The organism is Actinosynnema sp. NPDC037264 (assembly GCF_055603705.1).
This window is the reverse complement of the sequence record NZ_JBVJVK010000040.1, coordinates 1-11,359: the sequence shown is the minus strand read 5'-3', so window position 1 is coordinate 11,359 and position 11,359 is coordinate 1. Positions and strand designations below refer to the sequence as shown.

Annotated in this window: 10 protein-coding genes; 8 read left to right on the top strand and 2 right to left on the bottom strand. The window is 72.0% G+C overall.

Translation table 11 applies throughout. From position 1 onward, the window contains the following. Positions 1-415: 415 nt before the first annotated feature. From ACZ7GX_RS31775 to ACZ7GX_RS31765, 3 genes are all read left to right on the top strand, one after another. Entirely contained in the window at positions 416-796 is a 381-nt protein-coding gene (locus tag ACZ7GX_RS31775) for a hypothetical protein (protein WP_498782012.1), read from the top strand. A gap of 12 nt (positions 797-808) precedes the next feature. After that, entirely contained in the window at positions 809-2,239 is a 1,431-nt protein-coding gene (locus ACZ7GX_RS31770) for a hypothetical protein (protein ID WP_498782010.1), read from the top strand. A 297-nt stretch (positions 2,240-2,536) separates the two neighbouring features. Further along, entirely contained in the window at positions 2,537-3,223 is a 687-nt protein-coding gene (locus ACZ7GX_RS31765) for a hypothetical protein (protein WP_498782008.1), read from the top strand. On the opposite strand, the gene ACZ7GX_RS31760 is transcribed toward ACZ7GX_RS31765, so the two are convergent. Both ACZ7GX_RS31760 and ACZ7GX_RS31755 read right to left on the bottom strand, forming a co-directional pair. Then, positions 3,220-4,851, bottom strand: coding sequence for a WXG100 family type VII secretion target (locus ACZ7GX_RS31760; protein ID WP_498782006.1), 1,632 nt, complete (start codon positions 4,849-4,851; stop codon positions 3,220-3,222). The genes ACZ7GX_RS31765 and ACZ7GX_RS31760 overlap by 4 nt on opposite strands. Before the next feature lie 17 nt (positions 4,852-4,868). Beyond that, complete coding sequence (locus ACZ7GX_RS31755) at positions 4,869-5,396, bottom strand: YbaB/EbfC family nucleoid-associated protein (protein ID WP_498782004.1); 528 nt, start codon at positions 5,394-5,396, stop codon at positions 4,869-4,871. A gap of 372 nt (positions 5,397-5,768) precedes the next feature. Here ACZ7GX_RS31755 and ACZ7GX_RS31750 point away from each other — a divergent pair, with 372 nt between their 5' ends. From ACZ7GX_RS31750 to ACZ7GX_RS31730, 5 genes are all read left to right on the top strand, one after another. After that, positions 5,769-6,899: a BMP family lipoprotein gene (locus tag ACZ7GX_RS31750; protein ID WP_498782094.1), complete on the top strand. Its 1,131-nt coding sequence runs from the start codon at positions 5,769-5,771 to the stop codon at positions 6,897-6,899. Between the two features lie 98 nt (positions 6,900-6,997). Further along, a complete protein-coding gene (locus ACZ7GX_RS31745; protein ID WP_498782002.1) occupies positions 6,998-8,557 on the top strand; it encodes an ABC transporter ATP-binding protein in 1,560 nt (519 codons plus the stop codon). Beyond that, the gene (locus ACZ7GX_RS31740; protein ID WP_498782000.1) at positions 8,557-9,627 is read left to right on the top strand and encodes an ABC transporter permease; all 1,071 of its coding nucleotides are present in this window, start codon (positions 8,557-8,559) and stop codon (positions 9,625-9,627) included. The genes ACZ7GX_RS31745 and ACZ7GX_RS31740 overlap by 1 nt, the downstream gene beginning before the upstream one ends. After that, positions 9,624-10,889, top strand: a complete 1,266-nt coding sequence (locus ACZ7GX_RS31735) for an ABC transporter permease (RefSeq protein ID WP_498781998.1) — start codon at positions 9,624-9,626, stop codon at positions 10,887-10,889. Before ACZ7GX_RS31740 ends, ACZ7GX_RS31735 begins: the two co-directional genes overlap by 4 nt. Next, entirely contained in the window at positions 10,882-11,271 is a 390-nt protein-coding gene (locus ACZ7GX_RS31730) for a cytidine deaminase (protein ID WP_498781996.1), read from the top strand. The genes ACZ7GX_RS31735 and ACZ7GX_RS31730 overlap by 8 nt, the downstream gene beginning before the upstream one ends. Positions 11,272-11,359 lie beyond the last annotated feature (88 nt).

Here is an 11,359-nt window from a genome sequence, read left to right as displayed (position 1 = left end):
CGCCGTGGGGTCGGCGGCCGGTGCCGGCCGGGTGGCCGGTGGGTTGGTCGCCGGTGGGTTCGCTGCCGGTGGGGTGGTTGCCGGAGGGGTCGCTGCCGGTGGGTTTGCCGCCGGGGGCGCGGTGTCGGTGGGCGGTGCCGGCCGGGTGGCTGGGGGTGTGGTGGCCGGTGGGTTCGCGGCTGGCGGGTTTGCCGCCGGTGGCGCAGTGTCGGCGGGTGGTGCCGGTCGCGTGGCCGGTGGTGTGGGAGCCGGTGGGGTTGCCGCAGGGGGTGCGATGTCGGCGGGTGGCGCCGGCCGGGTGGCCGGTGGTGTGGGGGCCGGTGGGTTCGTGACTGGCGGGTTTGCCGCCGGTGGCGCGATGTCGGCCGGTGGTGCCGGTCGCGTGGCCGGCGGAGTGGTGGCCGGAGGTGGGGTGTTGACCGGTGGAGTGGTGTCAGTGGGCGGTGCAGGCCGGGTGGCCGGCGGCGTGGCAGCCGGCGGGTTTGCGGCTGGTGGAGTGCTGGCCGGGGCCGTGGCGGCTGGCGGTGTGGTGGCTGGCGGCGTCGCGGCCGGTGGGGTGGCGACAGGGGGCGCGGTGACCGGCGGCGCGGTAGTCGGCGGGGTGGTGACCGGCGGGTTGGAGATGGGTGGTGGCGTGATGGTGACCGGCGGTGGTGTGGGCCTTGGGGTCGCCGGGGCAGGCGTCGGTGGGGTGGCCGGTGCCGGGGGCGCGGTGGTGGTTGGAGCGGTGGCGGTTGGTGGAGTGGTGGCCGGCGGGGTGGTGATTGGCGGGGCGGACGGCTTGGCCGGCGGCTGAGGTGCTGGAGGGGTGGAGGCGGTGGTGTCGGCCCGCGGGGTTGCCGGCGGCGGGGTCGGGGTTGCGGCGGGCGGGGTGGTGGCGGGCGGCGGGGTGGTGGGCTTGGGGGTGGTGATGTCGGCCGGTGGTGTGTTGATCGCGCTCGGGGCCGGCGGTGTGCTGATGGTGGGCTTCGGCGCTGGTGGCGGGGTGGAAGGCGAGGTGGCCGGGGCCTTGTTGATGTTGCCGTCGCCGGTGGGCGGTTTGGGCGTGTCGAACACGCCCTTGTCCGGCCCGCCCGTGAACTTGCTCGAACGGTCCGTCGACGGGTTCCCGCCCGGAGCCGCTGCGGGCGGTGGTGCTGCTACTGGCGGCACTGCCGGTGCGCTCACCGGAGGTGCGACGACAGGGGACGGCTTCGGGCCCGTCGCTGGTGGAGCGGTGGCGGTGGAGGCGCTGTTGGCAGGTGTGCCGGTGGCGGGGGTGCTGATCGGCGGGGCGGTGGGTGTGCTGATGGTCGGCTTCGGCGCTGGTGGCGGGGTGGAGGGCGAGGCAGCCGGGGCCTTGTTGATGTTGCCGTCGCCGGTGGGTGGCTTGGGTGCGTCGAAGACGTCCTTGCCCGCTCCGCCGGTGAACTTGCTCGAACGGTCGGACCCACCTGCCGCACCGGGAGTGGCGCCGGGGGCCATCGGCGCACCGGCCATCGGGGGCGCCACGGGAGCGCTCACCGAGGGCGCGGCGCCCGAGGCCGGCTTCGGACCGGTGGACGGCGGAGCGGTCGCGGTGCTTGGCGTGCCGCTGCCGGGTGCGTTGGCGCCGGGCGTGCCGGTGGTGGGTGCGCCGGTGGTCGGGGTGCTGATGGCGGGAGCACTCGGGATGCCCCCGCCGCCAGGGGTGCTGATGGTCGGCTTCGGCGCCGGTGGCGGGGTGGAGGGCGAGCTGGTCGGGGCCTTGTTGATGTTGCCGTCACCGGAGGGTGGCTTCGGTGCGTCGAAGACGCCCTTGCCGGGCCCACCCGTGAACTTGCTCGAACGGTCGGACCCACCTGCCGCACCGGGAGCGGCGCCGGGGGCCATCGGCGCACCCGCCATCGGGGGCGGCGTCACGCCGGGCGCACCGGACAGCGCGCCGCCGATGCCGCGGGCCGCCGTGCTCCCACCAGGCGCGGTGACGCCGGTCGCCGGGCCCGCACCCGGCGTCGGACCGCCCTTGGCCGTCGGACCACCGGACGTCGACGAACCGGGCGGCGTCACACCGGGCACACCGGGCACACCGCCGCCGGGCACACCGCCGCCGCGCGTGCCACCCGTCGCACCGGGAGCGCCCGGAATGCCGGAGATCGGCCCCACCGCCGGCCCACCGGTGCCGCGCGAACCACCGGGCGGCGTCACGCCCGGTGCACTCGGCAGGTTCTTGATCGGCCCGACCGCGGGCCCACCGGGCGACTTGGACGTCCCACCCTGATTCGGGCCGGACGCACCGGGCACGTTCGTGATCGGTCCGATCGCGGGCCCACCGGTGCCACGAGGCCCACCGGGCGGCGTGACGCCGGGTGCACCAGGAAGGTTCTTGATCGGCCCGACCGCCGGCCCGCCGGACGTCTTCGGCGCTCCACCAGGCGGCGTCACGCCGGGCGCACTCGGCAGGTTCTTGATCGGCCCAACCGCCGGCCCACCGGTGCCACGAGGCCCACCGGGCGGCGTCACGCCCGGCGCACCAGGCAGGTTCTTCACCGGCCCGACCGCGGGCCCACCCGTCCCCTTGGGCCCACCGGTCCCGTTCGGCCCGGTCGCACCCGGCACGTTCTTCACCGGCGTGACGGACGGCCCGCCCGTCCCCTTGGGCCCACCCGTCCCGTTCGGCCCCGACGCGCCCGGCACGTTGGTCACCGGCGTCACCGCCGGCCCACCGGGCCCCTTCACGCCGAGCGGTCCGTTGCCGGGTGAGCCGGGCGGCCGCTGGGCGTTCGAGTTCGGGTCGATCTTGGTGAACTGGTCGCGGCTGAACTGGTCGTTCTGCACGTGCGTCTGGAGCGTGGCCTTCAAGCCCGACTGGACGTTGCCCATCGCGCTGGACGCGTTGTTCGCCTGCTTCACCGAAGCGTCGTTCGAGCTGTTCAACGCGGGCACGGCGACGATGCCGATCGGGCCGAGCGCGTTGGGCGCGAGCTTGAGCCCCTGCAACCCGCTGGAGATCGCCGCGAGCCGGTCCCGCAGGCTGCCGGCCCGCTTGTCCAGGTCGGACATGGTCGACTCGTTCATGCCGAACCCGGAGTTGCCGGTCGGCCCGCCCGGTGACGGCGGTGGGGGCGACGGCGGCGGTGACGACGGGGTGCCCGAGGGACCCGGGGTGTTCGAGTCGACGCCGCCGCCACCGCGTGCCATGGCTGGTTCTCCGTGGTTCTTCCGGGGGTTCTGCCAGACCTGGGCCGAACCGGTTGAGGGCTAGCCCGCAGCGGGCTGGGAGTACTGCGACTGGAACGAGTCGTAGCTCGACTTCGCCGCCTCGCCCGCCGACTTCGCGTCGGCCGCCGCCTGCTCGACGCTCGTGCCCGCCTGCTCGGCCTTGCGCGACGCCTCCTCGGCGGCCTTGATGTCGGCCTCGCTGCCGGACGCGAACGCCTTGGCGTTGGCCTCGGCCGCCGCCGCGTTGGCCGCCGCGAAGTCCACGTTCGCCTGCTCGTAGGTGGCGTTCGCCGCCTTCGCCGCGTCGTTCTTGGCCGACATGTCGCTCTCGGCGGACGCGCGCGCCGGGTCGTCCTGGCCCGGGTTGTTGCGCTTGTACTCCTCGTACGCGGCCTTCGCGGCCTCGTCGGCGGGCTTCGCGTCGGCCAGCGCCTCGTTGCTCGCCTTGGCCGCGTCGGCGACGTCGCGGGCTTCCTTCGCCGCCTTCTCGGCCGCCTGCGCCGCCTCGCCGCGCGCCGCGTCCGCCTCGACCTTGGCCGCCTCGTACTTGGCCATGGCCGCGTCCCGGCCCGCCTGGTCACCACGCGCGGCGGCGGCGTTCGCCTCCTCGACGAACGCGTTGGCCTTGGCGTTGGCCTCGCTCGCCCTGGTGGCCGCCGCGTTCACGTCCTCGTTGGCCTTCTTGGCCTCCTCGGCGGCCGCCGCCTCCTCTTCCTTGGCCTTGCCGTACCGCTCGTTGGCCTCCTCCGCCTTCTTGTTGGCGTCGGTGACCTTGTCGTCCTGCACGTCCTTGGCCAGCGCCTTGTCGATCTCGCGGTCGACGCCCTTCTGCGCCTTCCACGACTCGTAGCCGACCTCGGCCACGTCGGCGATGTTCTCGAACCGGTTCCAGCCCTTGCCGACGTTCTCGGTGATCTCGTCGAGGTTCTTGATCCGGCCCATCTGCCTGCCCAGCGCCGCGGTCAGCCGGGCGATCCGGGACGCGATGTTCACGCCGAGCGCGACGGCCTTGCCGACCGCGAAGCCGATGTAGGCCGCGATCGACGCGCCGAAGGTGATGACCGCGGTGGCGGCGGCGATCAGCGCGCCCGCCAGCAGCGACCCGAGCAGCTGGGCGATCAGGTCGCGCACGATGTCGCGCAGCACCGACACCAGCACGCCGCAGATCGCGACGATCTTGGCCTTCTGCTCGACGGCGTTGGCCAGCGCGTCCAGCTCCTGGCCCATCGACTCCATGTTCTTCTGGAACGCCTCGGACGACGCGCCGGTCCACCCGTCGAACGTGGCCAGCTCGCGCCGGTGGTCCTCGGCCAGCACGCGCAGCTCGGCGGCCTGCTTCTTGGTCGCCTCGACGTTGGCCTCGATCTCGTCGGGGTCGCCCATGAGCTGGTCGAGCGGTTCCTTCAGGAACGACACGTGCTCGATCAGCCAGCCGATGCCCGCGCCGAGGATCGTGCCGAACGGGTCGACCGCCAGCATGGCCATGGACGACGCCGTGCCGATCGCGGCGAACGTGATGTCCAGCGCCTTCTCGGTCTCGGTCTCCGCGTCCTTGCCGATCGTGGTGATCATCTCGTCCCAGGCCGAGATGAACAGCGAGCCCTTGAACTTGTTCTTCTCGGTGATCTCCATGCCCGGCGGCGAGGCGATCGGGGTGTCGGGGGCGGTCATCGCTCAGGGTCTCCTCGTCACCAGGGCTGGTTGTCGTCGTCCTCGTCGTCACCGGGGCGCGAGGGGCGCGCCGGTCGCGACGGCATCTGCGGCTGCCTGCTCGCCGGGGCCGGGGCCGGGGCGTAGGCCGGGGGTGGCGGCGGCGCGGGCGCGGCCTCCGGCTCGGCGTAGTCGGGCTCCGCGTAGTCGGCCTCGTCGGCCTCGACCTCGTCGTCCGGGATGGCGTCGCTGACCATGCGCATGGCCTCGGTGCCCTCGCCGAGCGGCTCGAACGCCGCCATCACCTGCTGCGCGGCCTGCTTCTGCGCGACCTTGGCCGTCTGCATGATCACGGCGGTGAGGCGGGCGGAGCCGAGCTCGGTCGCCCGGTGGCCCAGCTGGATGTTCAGCAGCCCGCCGTTCGGGCCGACGGTGATGGTCACCGCGCCGTCCGGGCTGGAAGCCGTGGCCTGCGAGTTCTCGAAGTTCTCCTGGAGGTCGGCCGACTTCCGCTGCAGATCGGCCAGCTTTGCCTCGAAGTTGTCGAGCCACTGCTGGGGGTCCAACTCAACCTCCTAGGGGGGATATCGGTGCAGCGTGGAGTGCACCGGACCTCGCCAACGCCGCCCCAACGCCTCACCAACGGGTTAACCCTGCGGGCCTCCGAACCTTGATCGGCCCACGGTCACCGGACGGCCACTTCACCCGGTCCGCGTATTGACAGTGAGTAATCGGCTACGACGCGGGGAAGTCGCGCTATCACTACGAGTGGCGGAGTCGCCTGATGGCACCAACGATTAGGTCACGTGCGGACCGGTACGTACGCGGGTGTCATTACTACGGGGTACGGTTCGCCACTCGGAAGCCCCGACGGCCCAGCCGCCGGGATTTGTCTGCTCCTAGACGAGCAGGGAGGGAGACGAGCCGTGCGTCGTCGAATGCGTGGCCTCGCGGTGGCCGCGATCGCGCTGACCAGCGTTCTCACGATGGCCGCCTGCGCCAAGGACACCGGTGGGAACAACACCGGGTCCGGGTCGACCAACACCGCCGGTGGCTGCAAGCTGGCTGACAAGCCGCCGGCCGCCACCGCGACCTCCAGCAGCGCCGCGTCGGGCGAGAAGGTCGACGGCAGCGCGCTGAAGGTGGGCCTGGCCTACGACATCGGCGGTCGGGGCGACGCGTCGTTCAACGACTCCGCCGCGGCGGGCCTGGACAAGGCCAAGGCCGACTTCGGCGTCGCCGAGGTCAAGGAGCTGACCGCCGCGCCGAACGAGCCGGAGGACGCCAAGCAGACCCGGCTGCGCCAGCTCGCGAGCGAGGGCTTCAACCCGATCATCGGTGTCGGCTTCGCCTACGCCGAGTCCCTGAAGGTCGTCGCGCCGGAGTTCCCGAACGTCAAGTTCGCGATCGTCGACGGCGCGGTCGAGGGTGCGGCGAACGTCACGCCGCTGCTGTTCGCCGAGGAGCAGGGCTCCTTCCTGGCCGGCGTCATCGCCGCCTACAAGTCGAAGGCGTGCCACATCGGCTTCGTCGGCGGCGTGGAGATCCCGCTGATCCAGAAGTTCGACGCGGGCTACGCCCAGGGCGCCAAGACCGCCGCGCCGGACATCAAGATCGAGACCAAGTACCTGACCCCGGCGGGCGACTTCACCGGTTTCCAGGACCCGACCAAGGGCCAGGAGGCCGCCACCGGCCAGATCGAGGCCGGCGCCGACGTGCTCTACCACGCCGCCGGCGCGTCCGGCAAGGGCGTGTTCTCGGCCGCGAAGACGGGCAACGCGCTGGCCATCGGCGTCGACTCCGACCAGTACAACCAGAAGACGGTCGAGGAGTCGAAGGACGTCATCGTCTCGTCGATGCTCAAGCGGGTCGACGTCGCGGTGTACGACTTCGTCAAGGCGGTCGCCAAGAACGACCTGGCGAGCCTGCCGAAGGTGTTCGACCTGTCCGTGGACGGCGTCGGCTACTCCACCTCCGGTGGCAAGATCGACGACAACTTGAAGGCGGTCCTCGAGGGCTACAAGGCCCAGATCATCGCGGGCAAGATCAAGGTCGAGTCCACGCCGTAACCCCATCCGGCCTCCGGCGCACTGGGCCCTGCGAGCCACCCTCGCGGGGCCCAGTGCGTGGTTAGCCCCGGCGCAGCCGGAGATCAGACGGAGCTTCCATGAGCACACCCACCCCTGCCGTCGTCCTGTCGGGCATCACCAAGCGCTTCCCGGGTGTCGTCGCCAACAGCGACGTCCACCTCAGCGTGCAGGTCGGCGAGGTGCACGCGCTGTGCGGTGAGAACGGCGCCGGCAAGTCCACCCTGATGAAGATCCTGTACGGGATGCAGCAGCCCGACGAGGGCACCATCGAGGTGGCGGGCGAGCAGGTCCGGTTCCGCACGCCCGCCGACGCGATCAAGGTCGGCATCGGCATGGTGCACCAGCACTTCATGCTCGCCGACAACCTGACCGTGCAGGAGAACGTCGTCCTGGGCGCGGAGTCCCTGCACGGCATCGGCGGCAAGGCGCGCAAGCGCATCCTGGAGCTGGCCGACGCCACCGGCCTGACCGTCGACCCCGGCGTGCTCGTCGAGCGCCTCGGCGTGGCCGACCGGCAGCGGGTGGAGATCCTCAAGGTGCTCTACCGGGGCGCCAAGGTGATCATCCTGGACGAGCCGACCGCGGTGCTCGTGCCGCAGGAGGTGGACGAGCTGTTCGCCACCCTGCGCGGCATGCAGCAGCAGGGCTTCACGTTCCTGTTCATCTCGCACAAGCTGGACGAGGTGCGCTCGATCGCCGACTCCGTCACGATCATCCGCCGCGGCACCACGGTCGGCACCGCCGACCCGAAGGCCGTCAGCTCGCGCCAGCTGGCCGAGATGATGGTCGGCAGCGAGCTGCCCAGCCCGGAGACCCGCGAGTCCACCGTCACCGACCGCGTCGTGCTCCAGGTGGAGAACCTGGGCCTGGTCGCCGCGGAGGGCACCCGGCCGGTGCTCGACAACATCGACCTGGTCGTGCGCGCGGGCGAGATCGTCGGCATCGCGGGTGTCGAGGGCAACGGGCAGACCGAGCTCGTCGAGACGATCATGGGCATGCGCAGGGCGCACCACGGCCGCGTGCTGCTCGGCGACCGCGACCTGACCCGGCTCGGCACGCTCGCCCGCCGTGAAGCGGGCATCGGCTACATCCCCGAGGACCGGCACCGCCAGGGCCTGCTGCTCACCCAGCCGCTGTGGGCCAACCGCATCCTCGGCCACCAGACCCGCCGCCCCGTGTCGAAGGGCCAGTGGCTCGATCTCGCGGGCGCGAAGAAGGACACCGAGCGCATCGTCGAGGACTTCGACGTGCGCACGCCGGGCATCGACGTGGCCGCCGTCGCGCTGTCCGGCGGCAACCAGCAGAAGCTCGTGGTCGGCCGCGAGCTGTCCGGCGACCCGGTGCTGCTCATCGCGTCGCACCCGACCCGCGGCGTCGACGTCGGCGCGCAGGCGTTGATCTGGGACGAGATCCGCAACGCTCGCGCCCGCGGCCTGGCCGTGCTGCTGATCTCGGCGGACCTGGACGAGCTGATCGGTTTGTCCGACACCATCCGGGTGATGCTGCGCGGTCGGCTGGTGGCGGACGCCGACCCGGCCACGGTCACCCCGGAAGACCTCGGCAGTGCGATGACGGGCGCCACGAGCGCCGAGCACGCCACTGGCGCCTCTCCGGCGTCGGAATCGGAAGGCGAGTAATGGGAATCTTGCGCGGCAAACTGCTGCCGCCCGTGCTGGCGATCCTGTTCTCCGCCCTGCTGTGCGGTATCGCGCTGGTGGTGTCCGACGCGAACCCGCTGCAGGCGTTCGGGGTGATGTTCGCGCAGGTCGGCGAGGGCACCACCGCGGTCGACATCATCAACAGCACCGGCACCTACTACATCGCGGCGCTGGCGGTGGCGATCGGGTTCCAGATGAACCTGTTCAACATCGGCGTCGAGGGCCAGTACCGGGTCGCGGCGGTCGTCGCGGCCGTGGTCGGCGGCTCGATCGCCCTGCCGCCCGGCCTGCACGCCCTGGTGATCATCCTGACGGCCGCCGTCGCAGGCGCGCTGTGGGCCGCGATCCCGGCGATCCTCAAGGTGACGCGCGGCGTCAACGAGGTCATCTCCACGATCATGATGAACGGCCTGGCGCTCGGCCTGGCCGCGTACCTGATCGGCGCGGACGTGTTCGGCGAGCTGCGCGGCAACAACATCCGCACGCCGGAGATCCCGGAGAGCGGCTGGGTGCCCGGCATCCCGCTCGGCTCGTCCGGCACGGTGTTCGGCCTGGTGTTCCTGGCCGCGCTGCTGGGCATCGGCTACTGGGTGATGATGAACCGCACCCGGTTCGGCTTCGAGCTGCGGGCCTCCGGCGAGTCGTCCACGGCCGCCGCCGCGGGTGGCGTGAACGCCAAGAAGATGGTGCTGATCGCCATGCTGCTCTCGGGCGGCATCGCGGGCCTGGTCTCCATGCCGGAGATCCTGGGCCGCGACCACACCTACAACCTGAACTTCCCGGCCGGGATCGGCTTCTCCGGCATCGCGATCGCGCTGCTCGGGCGCAACCACCCCGGCGGCATCGCGTTCGGCGCGCTGCTGTGGGCGTTCCTGGACAAGTCGGGCCTGGCGCTGGACAACGTGGGCGTGCCCCGCGAGATCGTGACGATCATGCAGGGGGCGATCGTGCTGTCGGTCGTCGTCGCGTACGAGGTGGTCCGCCGGTTCGAGCTGGCCGCGCAGCAGCGGCAGGTCGGCCGGCAGCTGGGAACGGTGGATGCGGCATGAGCACTTCATTGATGAACCCGTCCGAGGCGCCCGCCACCGTTCCGCCGCCGCGCAAGTCGCGGCGGATCCCCGGCTGGGCCGTCGGCGCGCTGGGCGTGGCGGGCGCGGTCGTGCTGCTGTCCACCACGTCGTACCTGACCGGTGTGCCGCAGCTGACGTCCACCGGCACCATCCAGACCGCGGTGCGGTTGGCGTTGCCGATCCTCCTGGCCGCCCTCGGCGGTCTCTGGGCGGAACGCGCGGGCGTGGTGAACATCGGCCTCGAAGGCATGATGATCATGGGCACGTGGGGCGCCGCCTGGGCCGGCTACCAGTGGGGCCCGTGGGCGGCGCTCGTCTCGGCCGCCGTGTTCGGCGCGCTGGGCGGTCTCCTGCACGCCATCGCCACCGTGACGTTCGGCGTGAACCACATCGTCTCCGGCGTGGCGATCAACCTGCTCGGCGCGGGCCTGACCAAGTACCTCTCCACGCTGATCTTCTTCCCGCTCTCGAACAACCCCCGGGAATCGCCCGCCGTCCCGAAGTTCGACACCTACTCCGCCTCCGGCCTCTCGGACTGGCTCGGCGAGCTCGAAGCGCAGCAGCGGGTGGGCCTGTCCGACGTCGCCGGCATCCTGCGCGGCCTCGTCACCGGCGTGTCCCCGTTGACCATGCTGGCGATCCTGCTGGTGATCGGCAGCTACCTGGTGCTGTGGCGGACCCGGTTCGGCCTGCGGCTGCGGTCGTGCGGCGAGAACCCGGTGGCCGCGGAGTCCCTCGGCGTCAACGTCTACCTCTACAAGTACGTCGCCGTGATCTCGTCGGGTGCGCTCGCCGGCATCGGCGGCGCGGCCCTCGTGCTCAACCCCGGTCAGCCCGGCTACCTCGAAGGCCAGACCAACGGCCGCGGGTTCATCGGCCTCGCCGCGATGATCTTCGGCAACTGGCGGCCCGGCGGCCTGCTCGGCGGCGCGGCGCTGTTCGGCTACGCCGACGGCCTGCAACTGCGCTCGGGCGGCAAGACGTTCCTCGCCCTGGTCTACGGCGCGGTCCTGCTGCTGGTCGTCATCGTGATCTGGCAGCTGATCCGCCGCCGCTGGTTCGCCGCCGCGTTCGGCATCCTGGCCGCCGGCCTGCTCTACGCCGTGTACTACTCGGTGGACGAGGTGCCGAGCGAGCTGACCACCTACGCGCCGCACCTGGTCACCCTGGTCGTCCTCGCGGTCGCCTCCCAACGATTGCGCATGCCCGCGGCGGACGGCGTGGTGTACCGCCGTGGTTGACATCGACTGGGACGTCCTGCGGAGCCGCGCCGTCGAGGCCGCGCGGTCCGCCTACTGCCCGTACTCCGGGCTCCAGGTGGGCGCGGCGGCCCTGTGCGACGACGGCCGGGTCGTCGTCGGCTGCAACGTCGAGAACGCCGCCTACGGCGTCGGCCTCTGCGCCGAGTGCACGCTGGCCGGCCAGTTCATGCTCACCGGTGGCGGCAGGCTGGTCGCCCTCGCCTGCCGCAGCGGCGCCGGTGACCTGCTGATGCCGTGCGGCCGGTGCCGTCAGGTGATCTACGAGCTGGGCGGCGCACCGTGCCTGATCGACACCCCGTCCGGCATCCTGCCGATGAGCGAGGTGCTGCCCGACGCGTTCGGCCCGGAGGACCTGCCATGACACCCTCAGTGTCAACCTCAAGAATTAGATCAAGCGGCTGCGGCTTGGTCGGTGAGTCGTTGCGCGCCGCCGTGGAGTTCGGGGTCGT